The sequence below is a fragment of the Rhodococcus pseudokoreensis genome, assembly GCF_017068395.1.
GTDB classification, from domain to species: Bacteria; Actinomycetota; Actinomycetes; order Mycobacteriales; family Mycobacteriaceae; genus Rhodococcus_F; species Rhodococcus_F pseudokoreensis.
This window is the reverse complement of sequence record NZ_CP070619.1, coordinates 7,909,973-7,934,718: the sequence shown is the minus strand read 5'-3', so window position 1 is coordinate 7,934,718 and position 24,746 is coordinate 7,909,973. Positions and strand designations below refer to the sequence as shown.

The 24,746-nt window shown below is 67.8% G+C and carries 22 protein-coding genes and 1 rRNA gene; 3 read left to right on the top strand and 20 right to left on the bottom strand.

What is annotated here, in order from left to right; all coding sequences use genetic code 11:
* Positions 1–19: 19 nt before the first annotated feature.
* From JWS13_RS41515 to JWS13_RS41505, 3 genes are all read right to left on the bottom strand, one after another.
* Positions 20–1,538, bottom strand: a 16S ribosomal RNA gene (locus tag JWS13_RS41515).
* Between the two features lie 598 nt (positions 1,539–2,136).
* A complete protein-coding gene (tyrS, locus tag JWS13_RS41510; protein ID WP_241032511.1) occupies positions 2,137–3,414 on the bottom strand; it encodes a tyrosine--tRNA ligase in 1,278 nt (425 codons plus the stop codon).
* A gap of 8 nt (positions 3,415–3,422) precedes the next feature.
* Complete coding sequence (locus tag JWS13_RS41505) at positions 3,423–4,094, bottom strand: DNA-3-methyladenine glycosylase (protein WP_206010929.1); 672 nt, start codon at positions 4,092–4,094, stop codon at positions 3,423–3,425.
* Between the two features lie 39 nt (positions 4,095–4,133).
* On the opposite strand from JWS13_RS41505, the gene JWS13_RS41500 reads away from it, so the two are divergent.
* Genes JWS13_RS41500 through JWS13_RS41490 form a run of 3 tightly spaced genes read left to right on the top strand, consistent with a single transcriptional unit; the run spans position 4,134 to position 6,243 of the window.
* Positions 4,134–4,865, top strand: coding sequence for an ABC transporter ATP-binding protein (locus JWS13_RS41500; protein WP_206010928.1), 732 nt, complete (start codon positions 4,134–4,136; stop codon positions 4,863–4,865).
* Positions 4,865–5,620: an ABC transporter permease gene (locus JWS13_RS41495; RefSeq protein ID WP_124394378.1), complete on the top strand. Its 756-nt coding sequence runs from the start codon at positions 4,865–4,867 to the stop codon at positions 5,618–5,620. The genes JWS13_RS41500 and JWS13_RS41495 overlap by 1 nt, the downstream gene beginning before the upstream one ends.
* Positions 5,617–6,243 carry a TetR/AcrR family transcriptional regulator gene (locus JWS13_RS41490; RefSeq protein WP_206010927.1) on the top strand — a complete coding sequence of 209 codons (627 nt, stop codon included), beginning with the start codon at positions 5,617–5,619 and terminating at the stop codon, positions 6,241–6,243. Before JWS13_RS41495 ends, JWS13_RS41490 begins: the two co-directional genes overlap by 4 nt.
* On the opposite strand, the gene JWS13_RS41485 is transcribed toward JWS13_RS41490, so the two are convergent.
* The 17 genes from JWS13_RS41485 to infC form a co-directional block, all read right to left on the bottom strand.
* Positions 6,244–6,456, bottom strand: a complete 213-nt coding sequence (locus JWS13_RS41485) for a Trm112 family protein (RefSeq protein ID WP_206010926.1) — start codon at positions 6,454–6,456, stop codon at positions 6,244–6,246.
* A 38-nt stretch (positions 6,457–6,494) separates the two neighbouring features.
* The gene (locus tag JWS13_RS41480; protein ID WP_206010925.1) at positions 6,495–9,485 is read right to left on the bottom strand and encodes an acyl-CoA synthetase; all 2,991 of its coding nucleotides are present in this window, start codon (positions 9,483–9,485) and stop codon (positions 6,495–6,497) included.
* 106 nt (positions 9,486–9,591) lie between these two features.
* Positions 9,592–11,040 carry an argininosuccinate lyase gene (argH, locus tag JWS13_RS41475; protein ID WP_124394374.1) on the bottom strand — a complete coding sequence of 483 codons (1,449 nt, stop codon included), beginning with the start codon at positions 11,038–11,040 and terminating at the stop codon, positions 9,592–9,594.
* Positions 11,041–11,042: 2 nt separating this feature from the next.
* Positions 11,043–12,242 carry an argininosuccinate synthase gene (locus JWS13_RS41470; protein ID WP_007295785.1) on the bottom strand — a complete coding sequence of 400 codons (1,200 nt, stop codon included), beginning with the start codon at positions 12,240–12,242 and terminating at the stop codon, positions 11,043–11,045.
* Positions 12,243–12,289: 47 nt separating this feature from the next.
* Positions 12,290–12,808 (bottom strand): arginine repressor, encoded by a 519-nt coding sequence (locus tag JWS13_RS41465; protein ID WP_206010924.1) that lies wholly within the window; start codon positions 12,806–12,808, stop codon positions 12,290–12,292.
* A complete protein-coding gene (gene argF / locus JWS13_RS41460; RefSeq protein WP_124394372.1) occupies positions 12,772–13,719 on the bottom strand; it encodes an ornithine carbamoyltransferase in 948 nt (315 codons plus the stop codon). Before argF ends, JWS13_RS41465 begins: the two co-directional genes overlap by 37 nt.
* Positions 13,716–14,915, bottom strand: a complete 1,200-nt coding sequence (locus JWS13_RS41455) for an acetylornithine transaminase (protein ID WP_206010923.1) — start codon at positions 14,913–14,915, stop codon at positions 13,716–13,718. The genes argF and JWS13_RS41455 overlap by 4 nt, the downstream gene beginning before the upstream one ends.
* The gene (argB, locus tag JWS13_RS41450) at positions 14,912–15,838 is read right to left on the bottom strand and encodes an acetylglutamate kinase (protein ID WP_206010922.1); all 927 of its coding nucleotides are present in this window, start codon (positions 15,836–15,838) and stop codon (positions 14,912–14,914) included. The genes JWS13_RS41455 and argB overlap by 4 nt, the downstream gene beginning before the upstream one ends.
* Positions 15,835–17,079 (bottom strand): bifunctional glutamate N-acetyltransferase/amino-acid acetyltransferase ArgJ, encoded by a 1,245-nt coding sequence (gene argJ, locus JWS13_RS41445; RefSeq protein ID WP_206010921.1) that lies wholly within the window; start codon positions 17,077–17,079, stop codon positions 15,835–15,837. Before argJ ends, argB begins: the two co-directional genes overlap by 4 nt.
* Positions 17,076–18,131, bottom strand: a complete 1,056-nt coding sequence (argC, locus tag JWS13_RS41440) for an N-acetyl-gamma-glutamyl-phosphate reductase (RefSeq protein WP_206010920.1) — start codon at positions 18,129–18,131, stop codon at positions 17,076–17,078. The genes argJ and argC overlap by 4 nt, the downstream gene beginning before the upstream one ends.
* Positions 18,132–18,199: 68 nt before the next feature.
* Positions 18,200–18,598 (bottom strand): hypothetical protein, encoded by a 399-nt coding sequence (locus JWS13_RS41435; protein ID WP_206010919.1) that lies wholly within the window; start codon positions 18,596–18,598, stop codon positions 18,200–18,202.
* Positions 18,599–18,642: 44 nt separating this feature from the next.
* Entirely contained in the window at positions 18,643–21,129 is a 2,487-nt protein-coding gene (gene pheT / locus JWS13_RS41430; RefSeq protein ID WP_206010918.1) for a phenylalanine--tRNA ligase subunit beta, read from the bottom strand.
* Positions 21,130–21,196: 67 nt separating this feature from the next.
* Positions 21,197–22,282: a phenylalanine--tRNA ligase subunit alpha gene (gene pheS / locus JWS13_RS41425; RefSeq protein WP_206010917.1), complete on the bottom strand. Its 1,086-nt coding sequence runs from the start codon at positions 22,280–22,282 to the stop codon at positions 21,197–21,199.
* A gap of 94 nt (positions 22,283–22,376) precedes the next feature.
* Positions 22,377–23,186, bottom strand: coding sequence for a TrmH family RNA methyltransferase (locus JWS13_RS41420; RefSeq protein WP_206010916.1), 810 nt, complete (start codon positions 23,184–23,186; stop codon positions 22,377–22,379).
* 83 nt (positions 23,187–23,269) lie between these two features.
* Positions 23,270–23,659 (bottom strand): 50S ribosomal protein L20, encoded by a 390-nt coding sequence (rplT, locus tag JWS13_RS41415; protein WP_005247385.1) that lies wholly within the window; start codon positions 23,657–23,659, stop codon positions 23,270–23,272.
* A gap of 64 nt (positions 23,660–23,723) precedes the next feature.
* A complete protein-coding gene (gene rpmI, locus JWS13_RS41410; RefSeq protein ID WP_005247390.1) occupies positions 23,724–23,918 on the bottom strand; it encodes a 50S ribosomal protein L35 in 195 nt (64 codons plus the stop codon).
* A 58-nt stretch (positions 23,919–23,976) separates the two neighbouring features.
* Positions 23,977–24,684, bottom strand: coding sequence for a translation initiation factor IF-3 (infC, locus tag JWS13_RS41405; protein ID WP_124394384.1), 708 nt, complete (start codon positions 24,682–24,684; stop codon positions 23,977–23,979).
* Between the last annotated feature and the right edge of the window lie 62 nt (positions 24,685–24,746).

Sequence of the window (24,746 nt, the reverse complement as noted above, 5' to 3'; positions counted from 1 at the left end):
CTGGAGATGCGCTCCTTAGAAAGGAGGTGATCCAGCCGCACCTTCCGGTACGGCTACCTTGTTACGACTTCGTCCCAATCGCCGATCCCACCTTCGACGGCTCCCTCCCACGAGGGGTTAGGCCACCGGCTTCGGGTGTTACCGACTTTCATGACGTGACGGGCGGTGTGTACAAGGCCCGGGAACGTATTCACCGCAGCGTTGCTGATCTGCGATTACTAGCGACTCCGACTTCACGGGGTCGAGTTGCAGACCCCGATCCGAACTGAGACCGGCTTTAAGGGATTCGCTCCACCTCACGGTATCGCAGCCCTCTGTACCGGCCATTGTAGCATGTGTGAAGCCCTGGACATAAGGGGCATGATGACTTGACGTCGTCCCCACCTTCCTCCGAGTTGACCCCGGCAGTCTCTTACGAGTCCCCACCATTACGTGCTGGCAACATAAGACAAGGGTTGCGCTCGTTGCGGGACTTAACCCAACATCTCACGACACGAGCTGACGACAGCCATGCACCACCTGTATACCGACCACAAGGGGGGCCGTATCTCTACGGCTTTCCGGTATATGTCAAACCCAGGTAAGGTTCTTCGCGTTGCATCGAATTAATCCACATGCTCCGCCGCTTGTGCGGGCCCCCGTCAATTCCTTTGAGTTTTAGCCTTGCGGCCGTACTCCCCAGGCGGGGCGCTTAATGCGTTAGCTACGGCACGGATCCCGTGGAAGGAAACCCACACCTAGCGCCCACCGTTTACGGCGTGGACTACCAGGGTATCTAATCCTGTTCGCTACCCACGCTTTCGCTCCTCAGCGTCAGTTACTGCCCAGAGACCCGCCTTCGCCACCGGTGTTCCTCCTGATATCTGCGCATTTCACCGCTACACCAGGAATTCCAGTCTCCCCTGCAGTACTCAAGTCTGCCCGTATCGCCTGCAAGCTCGAGGTTGAGCCTCGAGTTTTCACAGACGACGCGACAAACCGCCTACGAGCTCTTTACGCCCAGTAATTCCGGACAACGCTTGCACCCTACGTATTACCGCGGCTGCTGGCACGTAGTTGGCCGGTGCTTCTTCTGCAGGTACCGTCACTCTCGCTTCGTCCCTGCTGAAAGAGGTTTACAACCCGAAGGCCGTCATCCCTCACGCGGCGTCGCTGCATCAGGCTTTCGCCCATTGTGCAATATTCCCCACTGCTGCCTCCCGTAGGAGTCTGGGCCGTGTCTCAGTCCCAGTGTGGCCGGTCACCCTCTCAGGTCGGCTACCCGTCGTCGCCTTGGTAGGCCATTACCCCACCAACAAGCTGATAGGCCGCGGGCCCATCCTGCACCAGTAAACCTTTCCACCAACAGCCATGCAGCCATCGGTCATATCCGGTATTAGACCCAGTTTCCCAGGCTTATCCCGAAGTGCAGGGCAGATCACCCACGTGTTACTCACCCGTTCGCCGCTCGTGTACCCCGAAGGGCCTTACCGCTCGACTTGCATGTGTTAAGCACGCCGCCAGCGTTCGTCCTGAGCCAGGATCAAACTCTCCGTTGAAGACTCAAGATGACCGGCAGAACCGGCAATCAGTCATAGACATCGAGTCAAATCACTAGCAAAAAAACTCAAACTAGCTTCAATCAAACACTGACCCCCCATCCGACGGAAGAAGGAGGGAAGCCAGCAAATACCCACACCTCACTCGCCAACCAAACCCCAAGAGGCGGTTGAACATTCGTGATGTGGAGTACCAAAAACATTTGGCACTGACATTCATCGACACACTGTTGAGTTCTCAAAGAACACGCACACACCATCACTTCTGACTCACGCCAGCCGCTCCGGGGCAACCGTTCCAACTTATCTCCTGCCGCGTCCCGGCGCAAACCGGGGCGATCAGGACATCTCGAAAGCATCGAACCAAGTCGATATTCTCGGGAAGTTCAGGCGCCTGCGTCCAACCTCGTGTCCCCGGCCTCTTGGTCGGGGTTGGTGTCCGTGTCGCTCTGACCTGGAATAAGTTACGCGAATGAAAACGGAGCGTCAAATCCCCTGGTCACAGGCATCCGGCATGTGAAATCCGCTGGTGACCCGCGCTGCGCGCGGGCCACCGGACGGAGTCGGTCCGAATTACGCCGCTGTGACCCGCCGCACGCTAGTTCGACAGCACTTTGACGCCGGCGAAGTTGCGCTTTCCGCGCCGAACCACGAGCCACGTCCCGTGCAGCAGATCACCCGATTCGGGAGTCCAGTCCTCATCGGCGATCTTCTGGTTGTTGACGGAGGCGCCGCCTTCCTTCACGGCGCGACGGGCCGCACCCTTGCTCTCGCACAAGCCACTGAGAACGAGAAGGTCGACGATGCTCGACGGCTCGCCCGGCGCAAGTTCCGCGACGGACGCCTCCCGGAGGGCAGCGCCGAGCGTCGGCTCGTCCAGGTCCTGCAGTTCCGCGCGCCCGAACAGTGCCTGACTCGCGAGTTCCACGGCACGGGTGTTGGCCTCGCCGTGCACAAGGGTCGTCATCTCGGCCGCGAGCCTGCGCTGGGCCTCGCGAGCATGCGGCCGCTCGGCGGTCGCCGTCTCCAGTTCCGCCAGCTCCTCGGCGGTGAGGAACGTGAACCACCTCAGGTACTTGATCACGTCGGCGTCGCCGGTGTTCACGAAGTACTGGTACCACGCGTAGGGGCTCGTCATCTCCGGGTCGAGCCACAGGCTTCCGCCTCCGGTCGACTTTCCGAACTTCTTGCCGTCCGCCGACGTGACGAGCGGGACGGTCAGACCGTGAACCGATTCGGCGTCGACGCGCCGGTTCAGCTCGACGCCGGCGATGATGTTGCCCCACTGATCGGATCCGCCGACCTGCAGCGAGCACCCGTGGCTGCGACGCAGGTGCAGGTAGTCGTTGGCCTGGAGCAGCATGTAGCTGAACTCGGTGTAGGACATGCCGTCGGTTTCGAGGCGGCGCTTCACGGTGTCCCGCGCGAGCATCACGTTGACGGAGAAGTGCTTGCCCACGTCGCGGAGGAAGTCGATGGCCGACAGCTTGCCGGTCCAGTTCATGTTGTTCTCGATGACGGCGCCGCTCGGCGAGTCGTCGAACTCGACGAATCGTTCGAGCTGACCGCGGATCCGATCTGCCCATTCCGCCACGGTGTCGGCGGAGTTCATCGTGCGTTCACCGACGTCGCGGGGATCGCCGATCAGACCGGTCGCGCCACCGGCCAGCACGATGGGCCGGTTGCCCGCGCGCTGGAATCGCTTCAGCGCGAGCAGGGGCACGAGATGGCCGGCGTGCAAACTCGGTCCGGTCGGATCGAAACCGGCATAGAGCGTGACCGGTCCGGCGTCGAGATCACGGCGCAGCGCGTCCAGATCGGTTGATTGGGCAATGAGCCCGCGCCAGGTCAGTTCATCGATGATGTTCTCAGTCACGGGTCCGATCATCCCATCTGCTCGTCTGAGGGCATCGCACGCGGGCTTCTCCGGTATGAGGACACGGCAGGCGACTCCGGAATCCAGAGGCGCCACGGGCGGTCGGCGGCCGTGCTGACCCCGACCCGGGGCCCGCTCACCCAGCCGTCCGAGTCCGCGACCTCCAGCCGAACAGGCGAATCGGCGTCGAACAGTGCCGCGCCGTTCTCGGCGAGGGTGACGCCGGTCGCGGACCCCAGGTTGCCGGGCCCGCGCGCCCAGTCGGCTGACCTCGTGACGCGGGGTCTGCGGGCCCGGACCGTCGCGGACCCGTCGAGCACTTCGCCGGCACGAAGTAGCACCCCGCCCGCGGTGCCGACCGGCCCGTAGGACACGTTCATGCAGAAGTGCATCCCGTAACTGCGGTAGACGTACAGGTGCCCGGCAGGGCCGAACATCACCTCGTTGCGCGGGGTCCTCCCGCGATACGAGTGCGAAGCCGGATCGGGCCACGGGCCGCTCTTCTCCCCGCCGTACGCCTCCACCTCGACGATGCGGATGCGGACGTCGCCGACGATCAGCGTGGATCCGAGGACGATGCGCGCGGCGTCCACGGGTTCCGCCCGGTCGAGTCGATCGATGGTCACGTCCCGATTCTCCACAACCGTTGACGACGCCACCTCGACGGTCGCATAATTCATCACACAATGAATTCACCCAGTGATGAATTGAGGCCCGCCATGAATGGCAGCGCAGCGATCGACATCCGTGATCTGCACGTGCGCCGAGGCCGGAACGAGGTGCTGCACGGCATCGACGTCCAGGTGCCGAGCGGATCCATCACCGGCCTCCTCGGACCCTCCGGCTGCGGAAAGACCACGCTGATGCGGTGCGTGGTCGGCACTCAGATCGTGGAATCCGGGACGGTCACCGTGCTGGGATCCCCCGCAGGCTCGGTCTCGTTGCGAAGCCGCGTCGGGTACGTCACCCAGTCCCCCAGCGTGTACGCCGACCTCACGGTCAGGAAGAACGTCGCCTACTTCGCCGCGCTCTACGGTCAGCCGTCGAGCGCAGTCACCGAAGCCGTCGACGCGGTGGGGCTCACACGCTTCGCAACCCAGAAGGCGGCCGACCTATCGGGCGGACAGCTGGGCCGGGTCAGCCTCGCCTGCGCACTGGTGGCGCGCCCCGAGATCCTCGTCCTCGACGAACCCACTGTCGGCCTGGACCCACTCCTGCGCGTCGAACTCTGGGAGCGGTTCGAGGAACTCGCCGCCGCCGGAACCACCCTGCTGGTGTCGAGCCACGTCATGGACGAGGCAGAACACTGCGCGTCGCTCCTGCTCATGCGCGACGGCTACGTTCTCGCGCAGGTCTCCCCCGGCGGGCTCCGGGAACAGACCGGAGAGAAGAGCCTCGAAGACGCCTTCCTGAACCTCATCCGCGCATCACATGTCGGGAGTGAGAACTGATGAACGTCACTATCTTCGCGGCCACGGCGGGCCGGATCCTCGCGCAACTGCGGACGGATCACCGCACCGTCGCCATGATTCTGGTGGTGCCCAGCCTGCTGATGGTGCTGCTGTACTTCCTGTACCAGAACGTTCCGGCGCCGCCCGGTCAGCAATCGCTGTTCGAGCGCGTCGCTATCACGATGCTGGGCATCCTGCCGTTCGTCGTGATGTTCCTCGTCACGTCGATCGCGATGCAACGCGAGCGGACGTCGGGCACCCTCGAGCGCCTGCTCACGACGCCGATGGGCAAGCTCGACCTGCTCGGCGGCTACGCGGCGGCGTTCTCCACGGCCGCTGCGGCGCAGGCGGCGCTGGCGTGCGCGGTGGCATTCGGATTCCTCGGCCTCACCACCGAGGGCAGCGTGACGTGGGTTCTGCTGATCGCCGTGCTGAACGCGATCCTCGGCGTGGCCCTCGGTCTGCTGTGCAGCGCGTTCGCGCGCACCGAATTCCAGGCGGTGCAGTTCATGCCGGTGGTCGTGGTTCCCCAGCTCTTCCTGTGCGGGCTCCTCGTTCCGCGGGATCAGCTCCCCACCTGGCTGGAGTGGATCAGCAACGTCCTCCCGCTGAGCTACGCCGTCGAGGCGTTGCAGCAGGTCGCCACCCACCCCGGTGCGACGGGCCTCATGTGGCGCGACCTCGCGGTGGTCGCCGCCTTCGCCCTGCTCGCGCTGTCGCTGGGCGCCGCAACGCTGAGGCGCCGCACACCATGACCGACCCCGCGACACGCACGGACGGCGCCCCCGGGCTGCGGACCGGGCGACGCCCGGGCAACCCGGACACGCGGTCGCGAATCCTGACTGCCGCACGAAAACTGTTTGCACAGAACGGATTCGACAAGACCAGCGTGCGTTCCGTGGCCACCGGGGCAGGCGTCGACTCCGCGCTGGTTCACCACTACTTCGGAACGAAGCGACAACTGTTCCTCGCGTCGGTGGACATTCCGGTGGATCCGACAAAGGTGATCGCGCCGGTGCTCGACACCCCGCCGGACGAGATCGGCAGCCGCCTCGCCGAGGCCGTGTTCTCCGTCTGGGAATCGCCGCACAAGCCGGCCGTGGTCGCGGCGTTCCGGTCCGCGATGGCGGGGAACGAACCGACCCTCATCCGCACGTTCCTCCTCGAGGTCGTGCTCCGGGACCTCGGACCGCGCGTCGACGAACCACCCGGAACCGGGATGCTGCGCATGCAATTGGTGGCATCCCAGATGGCTGGTGTCCTGGTGACGCGGTACGTCCTCGAATTCGAGCCACTCGCGTCGCTGCCCGTCGACGACCTGGTCGCGATCGTCGCACCGACGTTGCAGCGCTATCTCACGGGCGATCTGCCGGTGTGATCAGGACTCGCCGGACGCCCGGGCAAGCAGTGTCTCGTGCTCGGCCGCGTCGACATCCCGGGCCTCGTCGATCAGCAGGACGGGGATTCCATTCTCGATGGGATACGCCCGCCGAAGGCGAGGGTTGTAGAGCCACTCGTCACCGACCAACAGCAGAGGACCCTTGTCCTGTGGGCACGCGAGAATGCCGAGCAACGTCGGATCAATAACCACGGAAGTCCTCTCCAACCGTTCGGGTGAGCAGTGTCAGGTTACCGCGCGCCAGCGGGCACTCCGGCGGAGCCGTCCTGGAACTCGGCGGCCACCGCCTTGGTCAGCCGCCGGTACTGGTGCGATTCCGGATCGGCGTACCACACACGGGTTCCCGGCTTGGGCAGGCCGGCGGAGCTCAGGGCATCGGCATTCGGGCGGTACGAGGACCCCAGCGGGATGTCCTCCACCACCTGGATGATGTCGGGCCGCAGCGCGGGCGCAAGCGCGTCGAGCGCGTCCGAGATCTCCGCCAGTCTCGGCGGCCGCCCGTCGCGGAGGGTGAACGCGGCAACGGCCAGCGTGCGGCCGCCGACTGCCACGCCGTAGGCCACCGCGAGGTCGACCCGATCGACGGATCCGAGCGCGTCGACGATCGGCTGGGTGAACACGGCGCCCCGGGGAGTCGCGATCACGGTCTTCCTGTGGTCGACGAGCCAGTAGTCGCCGTCGGCGTCGCGGCGGAAGAGGTTCTCCGTCGGAATCCATGCGTCGCCCGCGGCGAAGATTCCGCGCATCGCGCCGCCGGACATCTCGGCGTGCACGCCCGCCCTGCCGAGGAGCAGACCGACCTCGTCGTCCTCGCATTCGCGGATGAATCCCTGCTCGTCCTCCAGCAGCCGGCCGGCGATCGGGTCGTAGGCCGCGAGCCGCACCTCGGCGCTGCCGGGCAGGGGCCGACCCTTCGCCCCGACCTTCGCGCCTGCGACGTTCGCGAGAACGACGTCGCCCTCCGTGGACGCGTAGAACTCGAGGACCTTCGCGGGCGCGAACCGTTCCGTCGTGCGGCGCCATAAGCCCTGCGGCATTCCGGATCCGATGAAGAGCCGGACGGGGTGACTTCCGTCGAGTGCGAGGTTTTCGGCGTCGAGGATCTCGCGCATCATCGTCCACGTGTAGCTGACCACCGTCACGCCGTAGCGGTGGACCTCCTCGGCGAACCGCTCGGGGTCGAGTCCGCGGGAGAGCGCGATCCGGGATCCGCCGGCCACGGCACCACCGATCGCGGCGAGCAGGCTCGACGAATGATGCAGAGGCGCAAGGCAGTACACGGTGTCGCCGCGGTCGAGATCGGCGGCCGAGGCCGTTCCGAAAGCCGACAGCGCCCACCGGTAGTTCGTGATCTGCTTGGTCTCCCAGTGCCCGTTGGACTCACTGCAGATGATGAACGCCAACTCGCGGGCCAGGCCGGGATCGGGCCGGTACCAGCCCGGCAACGTCACGGCGCCGGGGTCGATCTTCTCGAGATCGACGACGTTCGCCGACGGATCCACGTCGAGGTCGCGCTGGGCGCCGCCGCCGAGCACGAGGACCTGCATGCCGGTGGCGATCGCGGCGTCCAGATTCTCCGGGTCGGTGACGATGCGCTCGACACCGTCGATGCGGAGGGCGGTGTGGACTTCCCGCCCCGGGGGCAGCAGGACCGCGACGGCGCCGAGGCGGGACAGCGCGACGATGGCGGCGAGCGCGCTCGGGCGCGTCTGCATCACGACGCCGACGTGAGCGGCGGGACGGACACCGGCCTGGATCAGACCGCGGACCACGTTGTCGATGCGCTCATTGACCGCCTCGTAGGTGTGGACGCGATTGTCGAAGAGGAAGCACTCGCCGCCCGGCGCCTTCCGACGCTGCTCGGCCAGCAACCGGCTGAGCGAGATCTGCGTGTGCGGCTGGATCTGGCCGAGCCGGGCCAGCCGGGGCAACGCCCGCGTGGCCTCGCCGGACAGTTCCACCGTGCCGCGCAACGCGCCGGACGCGAAGTCGCTGATCCCCTTGCCGACACCGACACCCACCTCGGCGACCGACGCCACGGTGTGAATGATGCGGTCGCTGATGGACACTCCGGATTCGCTACCGAAATGCTCGTCGTAGCGCATGAGCTCGATGTTGGTGGGGCGCGGCCCCAGCCCCTCGTTCCACAGCACCCACTTGCCTGTCGTGGGCCACGTGTGGGTCGCCGCCGCGGAGCCGACGACGAGACCGAAATGCCCTGCCCGCAACGTCGATTCGTACACATTCGCGCGTGGGGCGGCCCGGCGGATGCCGCGGACCGCCAACGGCTGACCGATGTCGTCGACCTCCCCCACGAACGCGAGGACGGGGCAGGTCAACTCCGCGAGCGACACCACCTGGTCCTTGATCACGAACCCCCCGGTCATCATGCGGTTGTGCACGATGAACTGCTTGAGCAACTCGGCGACGGCCGGACCGGACCATGCAACCCAGCCCTCGGTCGCGAGGAACCGTCGCTGCTGCTCCCGCGGCAACAGCGCTTCCCTGTCGTGCAACTGACGGAGGAAATCCAACCTCGACTTCAGTGTCTTGACGGGGTCGAGGAGCTGAAACCCGGTGCGGGCCATCCACCCCGACACCGCGAGCCGGTTGAAGACGTGGTCCGCGAGGAAGCCCGCGGCGTCGGTGGCGAAGCCTGCCGGGATCCCGAACGGCAGCCCGGCGAGCGTGTCGACCGGGCTGCCGAACGTCACGAGTCCGGCGATGTTGCGGCTGCGGCGGTAGGCGGCGGCCTGGTAGGCGAACATGCCGCCCTGCGAATATCCGGACAGGTAGACGTCACGACCGGTGTGCGACCGCACCTGGTCGATGATCTCGCTGATCGCGACGATGTGGTCGGCGAGATTCCGATCCCAGCCGCCCTCTTCTGAATCCGGCGATCCGAAGTCGACGACCCAGGGGTCGATTCCCATCGAGCGGAGGATGCCGACCGCACCCTGGTCCCGTGTCACGTCGTAGACGTCGGCCGACATCATCATCGGCGGGACCAGGACGATCGGGGGTCCGGCTTCGGCCGGGTCCGTGTCCGGGAAATACCGTCGGAGCCGATACATCGGTGCACGTTCGACCACCTCGAACGGCGATGTGGTGAGGTCCGTCTCGAGTCCGCCGAGACGAACCACCTCCAACCCGTTCTGCGCCGTCGCCACCACGCGACGGATCGGGCCCATCACCGTTTCGGTATTCAGTCCCACGAACACTCTCCCAGACTCTCGAACCGTGACGCACGTCTCGCTGCCGCCCGCCCTCACCCTACTGCGCTCGACGCGTCACACTGCCCCTAATCCGGGGCGTCCGACGCCGGTGTCATCGACACCACTCGCGCAGCGACTCGGACAGCTGACGGACCCCGCCCAACTGTTCGGCCACACGGATACCGGCCGTACCGCCGCGGGCGTTACGCGAGGCGATCGAGCCCTCGACGGTGAGCACCTCCCGCACGTCCGGGGTGAGAGCCGGATCGACCCCGGCGAGCTCGTCGTCGGTGAGATCCTCGAGTCCGGCGCCCCGCGCCTCGGCGACGCGGACACACGCCCCCGCAGCCTCGTGCGCCACGCGGAACGGGACGCCCTGACGGACGAGCCACTCGGCGATGTCGGTGGCCAGCGTGAAGCCCGCCGGTGCCAGTTCCGCCATTCGATCCGTGTGGAATTCGAGGGTGGAGACCAGTCCGGTGATCGCCGGGAGCAGCAACTCGAGCTGCGCCACCGAATCGAAGACCGGTTCCTTGTCCTCCTGCAGATCCCGGTTGTACGCGAGCGGCTGCGCCTTCAGCGTCGCCAGCAGCCCGGTCAGGTTGCCGATCAGCCGGCCCGACTTGCCGCGGGTCAGCTCGGACACGTCGGGGTTCTTCTTCTGCGGCATGATCGACGAGCCCGTCGACCAGGCGTCGGCGAGCGTGATGTAACCGAATTCCGGAGTGCTCCACAGGATGACCTCCTCGGCCATCCGCGACAGGTCGACGCCGATCATCGCGAGTACGAACGCCGCCTCGGCCGCGAAATCCCGCGACGAAGTGGCGTCGATCGAGTTCTCCGCCGACGAATCGAACGCGAGTTCCGCGGCGATCGCCTCCGGATCGAGTCCGAGAGACGAGCCGGCCAGCGCCCCGGAACCGTACGGCGACACAGCCGCCCGCACGTCGAAGTCCCGCAGCCGCTGAACGTCACGGAGCAACGGGTGCGTGTGCGCCAGCAGGTGGTGCGCCAGCAGCACCGGCTGCGCGGCCTGCAGGTGGGTCTTGCCGGGCATCACCGCGGACGGGTGCGCCGCCGCCTGAGTCGCGAGGGCGTCGACGACGTCGAGGACACCGTCGGCGACGCGGCGGACCGCGTCCCGCAACCACATCCGGAACAGCGTCGCCACCTGATCGTTGCGCGAACGCCCGGCGCGCAGGCGTCCCCCGACCTCCGGACCGACCCGATCGATCAGACCGCGCTCGAGCGCCCCGTGCACGTCCTCGTCGGATTCGCTCGGGACGAACTCGCCGCTCGCGACGTCGTCCGCGAGCCTGCCGAGACCGTCGAGCATCGTCGCCAAGTCGTCGTCACCGAGCAGACCGGCCTTGTGCAGCACCCGGGCGTGCGCCTGGGATGCGCGCACGTCGTACGGGGCGAGCACCCAGTCGAAGTGGGTGGACTTGCTCAGCGCCGCCATGGCGGCGGCCGGTCCGGACTCGAACCGGCCGCCCCACAGTGCGCCGGTCACGGTCGCACCCTGACGGGGGGCTCCTTCGTTGGTGCCGTCGGCGCTCATACCTAGAGGCCCAGATCGCGCTTCGCCGCGACCTTCGAGGACAGTCCGTGGATCTGCACGAATCCCTTGGCGTAGGACTGGTCGAACGTGTCGCCCTCGTCGTAGGTGGCCAGGTTGAAGTCGTACAGCGACTGGTTGCTGCGGCGGCCGTTGACGATGATCGCACCGCCGTGCAGCACCAACCGGATGTCGCCGGAGACGCGTTCCTGGGTCTTCTCGATGAACGTGTCCAGCGCGACCTTCAGCGGGGAGAACCACAGGCCGTCGTACACCAGCTCGCTCCAGCGCTGCTCGGTCTGACGCTTGTAGCGACCCAGCTCGCGTTCCTGCGTGACGTGCTCGAGTTCCTGGTGCGCGTTGATGAGCACCATGGCACCGGGAGCCTCGTAAATCTCCCGGCTCTTGATGCCGACGAGACGGTCCTCGACGACGTCGAGGCGGCCGACGCCCTGGGCGCCCGCGCGGCGGTTGAGCTCCTGGATGGCCTCGAGGACACTGACCGGCCTGCCGTCGATCGCGACGGGGCGTCCCGCCTCGAAGCTGATGATCAGCTCGTCCGGGGCCTGCCAGTTGACGGTCGGGTCCTGCGTGTAGTCGTAGACGTCCTTGGTCGGCGCGTTCCACAGGTCCTCGAGGAACCCGGTCTCCACGGCGCGGCCCCACACGTTCTGGTCGATCGAGAACGGCGACTTCTTGGAGACGTTGATCGGGATCTCGTTCTCCTCGGCGAACGCGATCGCCTTCTCCCGGGTCCATGCGTAGTCGCGGACCGGAGCGATGACGTCGAGGTCGGGAGCGAGCGATCCGAAGCCCACCTCGAACCGGACCTGGTCGTTGCCCTTGCCGGTGCAGCCGTGCGCGACCGTGGTTCCGCCGTGGGCACGCGCGGCCTCGACGAGGTGCTTGACGATCAGCGGGCGGCTGATGGCCGACACGAGCGGGTAGCGGTCCATGTAGAGGGCGTTGGCCTGGATGGTCGGCAGGCAGTACTCGTCGGCGAATTCGTCGCGCGCATCCACCACGACCGATTCGACCGCACCGCAGTCGAGTGCACGCTGGCGCACGACCTCCATGTCCTCGCCGCCCTGGCCGAGATCGATGGCGACAGCAACAACTTCCTTGCCGGTCTCCTTGCCGATCCAGCTGATGGCGACTGAGGTGTCCAGCCCGCCCGAGTAGGCGAGTACGACGCGATCGGCCATGGTCCTTGTGCTCCTTAGGTTGAAGATCTGTAGAGATGATTCAGTTGTCAGGCGAGGGATTCGATCTTGGCCGCGAGTTCCGCCCCGCTCAGCGGCTCGCGTGCCACCACGAGAACGGTGTCATCCCCCGCGATGGTTCCCACGACGTCAGGTAATGATGCCCGATCGAGTGCACTCGCCAGATAGTGCGCTGCCCCCGGGGGGGTTCTCAGCACCGCCATGTTGCCACTGGCATCGGTCGACACCAGTAGCTCCCCCAGCAACCGCGACAGCCGGTCGGTTCCGCCGGACACGCCGCGGACGGGATTTCCGTCCTCGGGCACCACGTACACCCCGGCGCCGCCGTCTGCGGCGCGGAGTTTTACGGCACCGAGTTCTTCGAGGTCGCGCGACAGCGTCGCCTGGGTGGCGTCGATGCCTTCGGCCGCGAGCAGCGCCGCGAGTTCGGTCTGGCTGCGGACCGGGTTGTTCGACAGGATCGCGATGATGCGCGCCTGCCGTCCCGCCCGGGTCGGTGCCGTGGCCGCATTCACGGACGGTCTCCGGTTCGTTGCGCGAGCAGCCACACCAGCAGTGCCTTCTGCGCGTGCAGGCGGTTCTCGGCCTCGTCCCAGACGACGCTCTGCGGTCCGTCGAGGACGGCGTCGGTGATCTCCTCGCCGCGGTGGGCGGGCAGGCAGTGCAGGACCACCGCATCAGCGGCCGCTTTCGCGAGCAGCGCCTCGTTGATCTGGAACGGGCGGAACGGGCCGACCCGGTCCAGTCCGTCGTTCTCCTGGCCCATCGACGTCCAGGTGTCGGTGACGAGTGCGTCCGCGCCGACGACCGCCGCCTGCGGATCCTCGGTGAGGGTGATGGTCGCGCCGGTGTCGGCGGCCCGCGCGCGGGCTGCCTCGACCACCCAGGGCAGGGGTGCGAATCCCTCGGGGCCGGCGATGGTCACGTCGACACCTGCGGTCACACCACCCAGCATCAGTGAGTGCGCCATGTTGTTGGCGCCGTCGCCGAGGTAGGTGAGTTTCAGGCCCTTCAGCGAGCCTTTCCGCTCCGCGAGGGTCTGGAGGTCGGCCAGCACCTGGCACGGGTGGAACTCGTCGGACAGGGCGTTGACGATCGGGACGTCGGCGCCGGACGCCATCGCCTCGAGCCGCTTCTGGCCGAACGTGCGCCACACCACGGCGTCGACGTACCGCGACAGGACGCGGCCGGTGTCCTGCAACGTTTCCTCGCGGCCGAGCTGGGTGCTGCGCCCGTCGACGACGATCGCGTGACCGCCGAGTTGTGCGATGCCCATCTCGAACGAGAACCGGGTGCGCGTGGAGTTCTTCTCGAAGATCACGCCGACCCCGCGGGGACCCTCTAACGGACGCTCGGCGAACGGTGCCTTCTTCAGCCTGGCGGCGAGCTCGAGGACCTCCGCCTGCTGTTCGGGGGTGAGGTCGTCGTCCCGGAGAAAGTGTTTCACCACGGTCGTCACTGCTTTCCCGGCTGAGCGGCCGATTGCGCGTTGTCGAGGATCGCGGGCAGCGCCGCGACGAAACCCTCGGCCTGTTCGTCCGTGAGGACGAGGGGCGGAGCGAGCCGGACGACGCCCGGCTGCGCGGCGTTGATCAGGTACCCGGCCTCGCGGGCGGAGTTCTCCACCGCGGGGGCCACGTCCTGGGTGAGGACGATTCCGAGCAGCAGTCCGGCGCCGCGGACGTGGTCGATCAGCGGGTGGCCGAGACCTTCGATGCCTGCCGACAGCGACTTGCCGAGCGTGTCGGCGCGGGAGATGAGGTCGTCCTCGGCGATGGTCCGCAGCACGGCGAGCGCCGCCGCCGCGCAGACGGGGTTCCCGCCGAACGTCGTGCCGTGCTTGCCGGGCCCGAACAGGTCCGCGGTCGCTCCGGTGGCGATGCACGCGCCGATCGGCATCCCGCCACCGAGACCCTTCGCGAGAGTCATGACGTCGGGCACGATGCCGACCGCCTGGTGGGCGTAGAACCAGCCGGTGCGGCCGATGCCGGTCTGCACTTCGTCGAGTACGAGCAGGGCGCCGCGATCGGCGGTGATCTGCCGTGCGCCGGCGAGGTATCCCTCCGGCGGAACGACGACTCCGCCCTCGCCCATCATCGGCTCCAGGAAGACCGCTGCGGTGTCGGCGTCGACGGCGCGATCGAGTGCGTCGAGGTCGCCGTACGGCACGTGCTCGACACCCGGGGGCATCGGCTCGAACGGCGTCCGCTTGGCGGCCTGCCCGGTCAGCGCGAGGGCGCCCATCGTGCGGCCGTGGAACGAGTTCTCCGCCGCGATGATCTTCGATCGTCCGGTGGCCCGCGCGAGCTTGAACGCCGCCTCGTTGGCCTCGGTGCCGGAATTGCAGAAGAAGACACGTCCGGGAGCACCCAGATGGGACAGCAACTTCTCGGCCAGTTCGATCGCCGGTTCGCTGGCGTACAGGTTCGACACGTGCCCGAGGGTCGACAACTGCGCCGTGACGGCCTCGATGATCGCCGGGTGCGCGTGCCCGAGAATGTTGACGGCGATGCCGGCGAGGAAGTCGACGTACTCCTTGCCGTCGGCGTCGGTGAGCACCGCACCCTGACCGCGCGTGAGAGCCACCCGGGGGACGCCGTAGGTGTTCATCAGGGCGCCGGACCAGCGCTGCTGGAGTTCCGGGGTTCCGGTCATGAGGCAACTCCCTCGGTAGGTGAAGTCGGGGCGGGCGTGACCATCGTGCCGATGCCCTCGCCGGTGAACAGTTCGAGCAGAACGGAATGCGCGAGGCGGCCGTCGATGACGTGCGCGGTGGGTACCCCGCCGCGGACCGCGCGCAGGCAGGCCTCCATCTTGGGCACCATGCCGGCGTCGAGACTCGGCAGCAGTTGTGCGAGCGCGTCCACGTCGATCTCGGTGGCCAGCGAATCGCGGTCCGGCCAGTTCGTGTACAGCCCTTCGACATCCGTGAGGACCACGAGTTTCTCGGCGCCGATGGCCTCGGCGAGCGCAGCGGCGGCGGTGTCCGCGTTGATGTTGTGCACCACACCGTCCGAGTCGGGGGCGATGGTGGACACCACGGGAATGCGGCCCGCGCGGATGAGGTCGAGAACGGCGTCCGGATTCACGGTCGTGACGTCGCCGACGAGTCCGATGTCCGTCGGCGTGCCCTCGACCATCACGGTGCGCTTGGTGGCGGTGAACAGGTGTGCGTCCTCGCCGGAGATCCCGACAGCGTACGGGCCGTGGGCGTTGATCAGCCCGACCAGTTCACGGCCGACCTGACCGAACAGCACCATCCGGACGACGTCCATCACCTCGGGGGTGGTGACGCGGAATCCGCCCTTGAATTCCCCTGTCATGCCGAGCTTTCCGAGCATGGCATTGATCTGGGGGCCGCCGCCGTGCACGACGACCGGCTGAATTCCGACCGTCCGCAGGAAGGCCATGTCGGCTGCGAACGCCGTCTTCAGTGCGTCGTCGACCATGGCGTTGCCGCCGTACTTCACGACGACGACCTTGTCGCGGAACTGCTGCAGCCACGGCAGCGCCTCCGCCAGGACGTGTGCCTTCTGGTAATCGGTGATGCCGGTGAGCGCTTCGCTGGCCGCTGTCATGACGAATACGCCGAGTTCTCTTCGACATAGGCGTGCGAGAGGTCGGTGGTCCGGATGGTCACCGCGTGCTCGCCCAGACCCAGATCGATGTCGAGGGCGATGTCGATGTCGCTCAGGTCCACGTCCCGCGCACCCGGGGCGCCGACGCCGTCGATGCAGACGGGGGCGCCGTTGAACGACACCGAGATCTTGTCGGGGTCCAGTTCGATCGGCGCGATGCCGATCGCGGCGAGGACCCGGCCCCAGTTGGGGTCGGAACCGAACAGCGCCGTCTTGACGAGACTGTCCCGCGCCACCGTCCGGGCCCCGATCAGCGCGTCGTGCTCGCTGACCGCGCCGCCGACGGTGACCCGCACCCGCTTGGTGACGCCTTCCGCGTCGGCCATCATCTGATCGGCCAGGTCGTCACAGACGGCTGTCACGGCCGCGTTCAGTTCGTCCTGGGTGGGTGTCACGTTGCTCGCGCCGGACGCGAGCAGCAGCACGGTGTCGTTGGTCGAGGTGGCGCCGTCGACGTCCAGTCGGTCGAACGTCACCCGGGTGGCCGCCCGCAGCGCCGCGTCGAGTTGGGCCGCGGTCGCGACGGCGTCGGTCGTGACCACGCACAGCATCGTCGCCAGCGCGGGCGCCAGCATGCCGGCGCCCTTTGCCATCCCGCCCACGTTCCACTTGCCCGCATGGTGCAGGGCGGCCTGCTTCGGCACCGTGTCGGTGGTCATGATCGCGTACGCGGCGTCGGTGCCGCCCGAGATTCCGCCTGCGAGTTCGTGTACGGCCTCCGTGACGCCGGTCAGGACCTTGTCCATGGGCAGGCGGTCGCCGATCAGACCGGTGGAACACACGGCGACCTCGACGGCACCGGTCTCGGTGCCCCAGTTGCTCAGCGCCGACGCCACTTCCTCGGCCGTCTTGTGCGCGTCCTGGAATCCGCCCGCACCCGTGCACGCGTTGGCACCACCCGAATTGAGCACGACGGCGCGCAGCCTGCCCGTGGTGAGCACCTGCTGTGACCACAGCACCGGGGCGGCCTTCACCTTGTTCGCGGTGAAGACGCCCGCCGCCGCGAGTTCCGGCCCCTCGTTGAGCACGAGGGCCAGGTCGGCGTTGCCGCTCGCCTTGATACCCGCCTTGATCCCGGACGCGCGGAAACCCGCGGGCCCCGACACTCCCTGGCTGCGGACCAGGGTGCCGCCGGCGATTTCCCGGGTCGGGTGCGGATCGATCGTGCTGTCACTGCTCACGGGGCAACTCCCACTGTCGAGAGACCGGCGGTCTCGGGTAGTCCAAGCGCAAGATTCATCGATTGCACCGCTCCCCCGGCGGTGCCCTTCGCAAGGTTGTCGATCACCGCGACCACGACGATCTGGCCGGCGTCGGCGTCGACCGTCACCGCGAGCTGGACCGCGTTCGATCCGACGACCGCCCCGGTCTGCGGCAGCACACCCTGGGGCAGCACGTGCACGAACGGCTCGTCGGCGTATGCCTTTTCGTAGATCGCGCGTACCTCGTCCTCGGTCGCCGTGGTGACCGCGGTGCAGGTGGCGAGGATGCCACGCGGCATGGGCGCGAGCACGGGGGTGAACGACACGGTGACGCGCTCACCGGCGAGTTCGGAGAGGTTCTGGATGATCTCCGGGGTGTGGCGGTGCACGCCGCCGACGCCGTACGCGCGGACCGAACCCATCACCTCGGAGCCGAGCAGATCGGCCTTGGGGGCACGTCCCGCGCCGGACGCGCCGGTGACCGCGACGATCGTGACCCGCGGTTCGACGATGCCCGCCGCGACCGCGGGCGCCATCGCCAGGCTCGACACCGTCGGGAAGCACCCGGGGACGGCGATGCGGGTGGCGCCCGCCAGCTTCTCGCGGGCACCGGGGAGTTCCGGAAGTCCGTACGGCCAGCTGCCCGCGTGCGGGCTCTTGTAGTACCGCTCCCAGTCCTCGGCGTTCGTGAGCCGGAAGTCGGCGCCGCAGTCGATGATGACGGTGGACTCGGGCAGGTCCTTCGCGTACTGCGCCGAATTGCCGTGCGGCAGACCGAGGAACACCACGTCGTGACCGGAGAGCGTGTCGACGGTGGTGTCTTCCAGCACTCGGTCGGCGAGGGGAAGCAGATGCGGATGGTGCGAACCCAGGGTCGAGCCGGCGTTGCCGCCGGCGGTGAGCGCGCCGATGACGAGCGAACCGTCCGCGTACGACGGGTGCCCCAGCAGCAGACGCAGCACTTCGCCACCGGCGTATCCGCTCGCGCCGGCGACGGCAATCCTGATCGGTTTTCCCGCGTGCTCAGTCATACGATTGATTATGCATCATCATGCAAGCTAATACACAACGTGGTCTCCCGGCGGGACGGGAACCGCGGTCACTGCTTGCCGAGCGACCGCCGGATCTCGTCGAGCTTGGCCTTACCCGCCTTCTCCCGCTTCTCCCACGCGTCCTCCAGCGACCGCCCCGACGGGCTGTCGTGCGCGAGTCCCGAGGAGCCCATCGCCGTGCCGAACCGTCCCTCGATCCGCTCACGTACGCGGTCGAACGTCGGGACGCCTCCCGAGGTGTAGTCGGGTTCGGGCACACCCGGCACGACGTGGGGCACGACCTCCGCGGTCACCGGATCCTCGGCCGGGATCGCCGCACCCACGTCCACAGCCGCGAGCAGCGCGCCGAGACCCGGACGTCCGGCGGCCACCGCGCGCACGACCTCGAGAAATTCGGCGTCGGTCAACTGACTCGCCGCCGCCACGACGTCGCGCACCTCGGTCATCGCACCGCTCCTCACCGTCCCGGGCCCTCCACCCAGGCTACGGGTCAGCTGCGCAGTTCGGCACCCACCGCTGCGGACGCCGCGGCGACCGCAGCGTCGCGGGCGGCGCTCGCCTCGTCCTCGGTCAGCGTGCGGTCGGCGCCCCGGAATCGCAGCGCGAACGCCAGCGACTTCCGGCCCTCCCCGACCTGCTCGCCCTCGAACACGTCGAACAACCGGATGTCCTCGAGGAGTTCCCCGCCACCCGACCGCAGGGCGGCCTGGACCTCGGCGGCGGGAACCGCCGTGTCGACGACGACCGCCACGTCCTGAAGGACCGCGGGGAAGGGCGAGACCTTCGGCGCGGGCAGATTCTCCACAAGCGGCAGGGCACTCAGATCGATCTCCACCGCACTCGTCCGCGGGGGGAGCCCGCCGCGCTCGAGCACTGCGGGGTGCAACTCACCCGCGTGCCCGACGACGACGCCGTCCACGAGAAGCTCCGCGCCGCGGCCCGGATGCCACGGCAGGTACTGCGTCGCGCGGAACTCCAGCTCGACACCGGCCGCGGCGGCCACCGTCCGGGCTGCGGCGAACGCGTCGGTGGCGTCGGCTGCGCGTCCCGCGCCCCACGGACCACTCGGCTCACGCTGTCCGGTGAGCACCGCCGCCACGTGCACGGGCTGATCCGGCAGCGACTGCAGCAACGCCGTGATCTGTTCGTCGGTCGGACGCCGGTCCACCGGGAGCGCCGCGACCGGCTTCGTGTCCGCGCCGGGCAGCACGACCTGCGCGATGCCGAAGAGCGACAGGTCGCGCTGGCCGCGGGACACGTTGCGGGCGAGGACCTCGAGCAGTCCGGGAAGCAACGTGGTGGCCAGTTCGGGCCGATCCGATTCGAGCGGATTGAGCACCCGGCCGGTGTTCCTGCGGGGATCCTCCGGATCCAGCCCCCACGTGTCGAAGACGGCGGTGGGCAGGAAGACGGGGGGAAGGATCTCGACGTACCCCGAGAACGCCAGGGCGCGGCCGACGGCCCGCTTGCGGCGCTGCGTCGGCGTCAACCCACGACCCGCGGGGGCCGCGGGCAGCACCGACGGAATCTTTTCGAGACCCTCGAGGCGCAGCACTTCCTCCACCAGGTCGGCGGGCTGCACCAGGTCGGGGCGCCACGACGGCGGGGCCGCGACGAGCTGGCCGTGCCCGCTGTCGCTGACCCCGACCTCGACGGTGCAGCCGATCTGCGTCAGGCGGCGCGCCGAGGTTCCGGTGGGGTACTCGACGCCCGCCACGCGGTCGGGGAGGTCGATGTCCATGTGGATGGGCTGGTGCGGGGTGACCGCACCGATGTCGGTGAGCGCCGACTCGACCCGTCCGCCGGCGATGTCGACGAGCAGCGCGGCCGCCCGGTCCAGTGCCGCGACGGGGATCTCGGGATCGACGACGCGTTCGAAACGCTTGCCTGCCTCGCTCGTCAGCTTGTGCCTGCGCGCGGTCTTGAACACCGCGAGCGGATCCCACGTGGCCGCCTCGAGCAGGATGTCGGTGGTTCCCGGTCCGACCTCGGTGGATGCGCCACCCATGATGCCTGCCAATGACAGGACTCCCGAATCGTCGGCGATCACGACGTCCTCGGGGTCGAGGACGCGCTCGGTCTCGTCGAGAGTCGTCAGCTTCTCCCCCGCCACCGCGCGGCGCACGACGAGTTCGCCGCTGATCTTCGCGGCGTCGAACGCGTGCAGCGGCTGGCCCAGTTCGAGCAGAACGTAGTTGGTGACGTCGACGGCCGGCGAGATCGGGCGGACACCCGACAGCAGCAACCGGCGCTGCAGCCACCACGGGCTGACCGCATTCGGATCGATACCCGTCACCCGGCGGGCGGCGAAACGCGTTGCCTTCGACTCGGGTTCGACGCGGATCGGCCAGGCGTCCCCGTCCGAACGAGACGGCGCCACCGCCGCGGGGTCGGCGAAGTCCAGGTCGAACCCGCACGCCAGTTCACGGGTGAGCCCGCGGACGGAGAAGCAGTAGCCGCGGTCCGGGGTGATGTTGAGTTCGATGACCGTGTCGTGGAGACCCATCAACTCGTTGGCGTCCGCGCCCGGAAGCGCGGTACCCGGCTCGAGGACGAGGATGCCCGAGTGGTCCTTGCCGATGCCCAGTTCGGCCACCGAGCAGATCATCCCGTCGGAGACCTGCCCGTACGTCTTGCGGGAGGCGATGGCGAAACCACCGGGAAGGACCGCACCGGGCAGGGCGACCACCACGAGGTCGCCTTCGGCGAAGTTCCGGGCGCCGCACACGATGCCCTGTGGCTCGGCCGCACCCACATCGACCTTGCAGAAGCGGATCGGCTTCTTGAACTCGGTGAGCTCGGTGATCTCGAGAACCTTGCCGACCACGAGGGGGCCGTCGACGGGCTCGAGCCGGTCGACTTCCTCGACCTCGAGCCCGACCCGGACGAAACCTGCGTCGAGTTCCTCGGCGGTGACGTCCCAGTCCGGGGTGGCACGCTGCAGGATCTCGGTCAGCCAGGATTGCGCTACTCGCACGTCTGCTCAGCTCTCTCGTTCGTGAAAATGTCGTGACTGTGGTGGACGGGATCCGGGTGACGCGGGGTCAGCCCTGGACACCGAAGGGCAGCGTGAAACGCACGTCGCCCTCGACGATGTCGCGCATGTCCGGGATCCCGTTCCGGAACTGGAGTGTGCGCTCGAGCCCCATCCCGAACGCGAACCCGGTGTACACGTCGGGGTCGATTCCGGAGGCGCGCAACACATTCGGGTTGACCATTCCGCAGCCGCCCCACTCGACCCAGCCCGCGCCGCCCTTCTTGTTCGGGAACCACACGTCCACCTCGGCGGACGGTTCCGTGAACGGGAAGTAGTTCGGGCGCATCCGGGTGCGGGTGTCGGGACCGAACAGTGCGCGGGCGAACGCGTCGAGCGTGCCGCGCAGATGAGCCATGGTGAGGCCCTTGTCGACCGCGAGCCCCTCCACCTGGGAGAAGACGGGGGTGTGCGTCGCGTCGAGTTCGTCGGTGCGGAACGTCCGTCCGGGGCAGACCACGTAGATCGGCACCTCGCGCGAGAGCATCGTGCGCACCTGTACCGGCGACGTGTGCGTGCGGAGCACCTGTCGCGAGCCCTCCGGCGCGATGTGGAACGTGTCCTGCATCGTCCGCGCGGGGTGATCGGGCAGGAAGTTCAGAGCATCGAAGTTGAAGTGCTCGGTCTCGACCTCCGGCCCCTCGGCGACCTCCCAGCCCATGGCCACGAACACGTCCTCGACCTGCTCGGAGATGATGCTGATCGGATGGCGGGCACCCACCGGCTGACGCTGCGACGGCAGCGTCACGTCGATGGCCTCGGCCACGAGAACGGCGGCGTCGCGCTCGGCGAGCAGCACGGCGCGGCGATCGTCGAACGCCGCACTGATCCGGGTGCGGGCGACGTTCACGCGCTTGCCCGCGTCGGCCTTCTCCTTGCCCGGGAGGGCTCCCAGTCCGCGGCGGGCGAGGGCGATCGGCGACTTGTCGCCCATGTGCTCGACCTTGGCCTTCGCGAGGTCGTCGAGATCCGCCACCGACGCGAACGCCTTCTCGGCGCTCTCCGCCGCCGCAGTCAGGGCGTCCTCGGTGAGCGCACTCGCATCGACCGCACCGCCTTCGACCCCCGTGGAGGCAGCGCCCTCTTTTTTAGCCACGACCGGTGCCACTCCTTAAGTTCGTTCAGTCAACACTCTCGACGAAACCGAAACAGCTCGCCGTCAAATCCTATGCGATCCGATTGTCGCCGTTTCAGCTGTCGGTTCGCTTGCGGTTCTGGACCCGCGCGCTCGAATACAGGCAGATCGACGCCGCCGTCGCCAGGTTGAGGCTCTCGGCTCGACCGTGGATCGGGATCCGCACCCGGTGGTCCGCTCGCGCCGCGGTGGCCGCGTCGAGACCGTGGGCCTCGTTGCCGAACAGCCACGCCGTGGGGCGGGCCAGGAGTTCGTCGGCGTCGTCCAGATCGACTTCGCCGTCCGCCGCCGTGGCGAGCAACTGAATGCCCGCCGCGCTGATGCTGTCGAGAACCGCGGCCGTGTCCCGTTCACGCACCACCGGAAGGTGGAAGAGACTTCCGGCGGACGCCCGGACACATTTTCCGTTGTGCGGGTCGACGCTGTCGCCGGCGAGAATCGCCGCGTCCGCGCCCACCGCGTCCGCGACCCGGATGACGGTGCCGGCGTTGCCCGGCTCCGCGACCGCGACCGGAACAGCCAGCAGGCGGGTTCCGGGACCCATCGCCTCGGCCAGCGGAACGTCGAGGAGATCACACACCGCGACGAGACCCGGCGGGGTCACCGTGTCGCTGAGCGCCCGGACCGCCCGGTCCGTCACCAGCGACGTGCGGACACCCGCGGCATGCGCCCGGTCGATCAGCGTCGAGTACCGCTGCTCCGCGTCCGCGGTGTAGAAGAGGTCGTGCACCGGGTGTGTGGCGAGTGCCTCGCCGACGGAGTTCTCCCCCTCCACCAGGAAGCGCCCGACCTTGCGGCGTTCCGCGGTGCGCAGCAGCTTGACAGCAGAAACGACCCGTGGGGTGCGCTCGGTGAGCGGGTCCACGGGTCGTTTCCTAGGCTCGAACGGCCGGGGCTCGAAAGGCCGGGGCTCGAAAGGCCGGGGCTCGAAGGGCCCGGGTACGAGACTCAGGCTGCTTCTCCGGCCGGAGCGTTCACGTCAGCCGGGAGAGCTGCCTTGGCGAGGGCCACGAGGCCGGCGAATGCGGCGGCGTCGGACACGGCCAGCTCGGCCAGGTTCTTGCGGTCGACCTCGATCTCGGCCAGACGCAGACCCTGGATCAGGCGGTTGTACGTGATGTCGTTCGCCCGTGCAGCGGCGTTGATACGCGTGATCCACAGCTTGCGGAAGTCGCCCTTGCGCGCACGGCGGTCACGGTAGGCGTAGGTCAGCGAGTGAAGCTGCTGTTCCTTGGCCTTGCGGTACAGGCGCGAGCGCTGTCCGCGGTAGCCGCTGGAGGCTTCGAGAATCGAACGACGCTTCTTCTGGGCGTTTACCGCCCTCTTTACGCGTGCCACTGAAAAATCCTGTCAATCTTGGGGCGGTGAGCCGCCCCGGGTGGTCAGTAAAAGGGGTGTCGACTCAGATGTCGAGCAGGCGCTTGATGCGAGGAGTGTCAGCCTTGCTGACGACAGCCACGCCATCGAGGCGACGGGTCACCTTGGTGGCCTTGTGCTCGAGCAGGTGGCGGCGACCGGCCTTCTGGCGCAGGATCTTTCCGCTGCCGGACACCTTGAATCGCTTCGCGGTGCCGCTGTGGGTCTTCGACTTGGGCATGGAGTCCTCAGTTCTCTGGTATCCGGACCATGATCCGGGTCGTGCTGGTGTAGTCGGACTAGCTGGTCGGCGCTTCGCCGGGCGTAGTGCCGCCCGCCTGCTCCGCAGGTGTCGCCGGAGCCTGTGCCGGAGCGGGAGTTGCCCGCTGCGCCGGCGGCGCGGCGGCGCTCTCCTGCGCCTTGACACGGGTCTTCGCGCCCTTGTGCGGAGCGAGCACCATCGTCATGTTTCGACCGTCCTGCTTGGCGGACGTCTCCACGAACCCGAGATCCGCGACGTCTGCACCGAGACGCTGCAGCAGCCGGAATCCGAGCTCCGGACGCGACTGTTCGCGTCCGCGGAACATGATCGTGACCTTGACCTTGGATCCGGCCTCGAGGAAGCGCACGACGTTGCGCTTCTTGGTCTCGTAGTCGTGATCGTCGATCTTGGGGCGGAGCTTCTGCTCCTTGATGACCGTGAGTTGCTGGTTCTTGCGCGACTCACGAGCCTTCTGCGCGGCCTCGTACTTGAACTTGCCGTAGTCCATGATCTTGCAGACCGGCGGGCGAGCGTCGGGGGCCACCTCGACCAGGTCGAGATCGGCCTCGAGGGCCAAGCGGAGTGCATCTTCAACACGCACGATGCCAACCTGTTCACCTCCGGGTCCGACGAGGCGGACCTCGGGAACTCGGATGCGATCGTTGATGCGGGTCTCAGTGCTGATGGGGCCTCCTAGGTTGAACGGTCTTGTCTCGAGACCGCCAGCAGCCCGTACGCCCGGGATTCCCAACAAAAAAGCCCCGCTGCGGTGAATGACTCTCACCATGCGGGGCCCGATGTCGACCG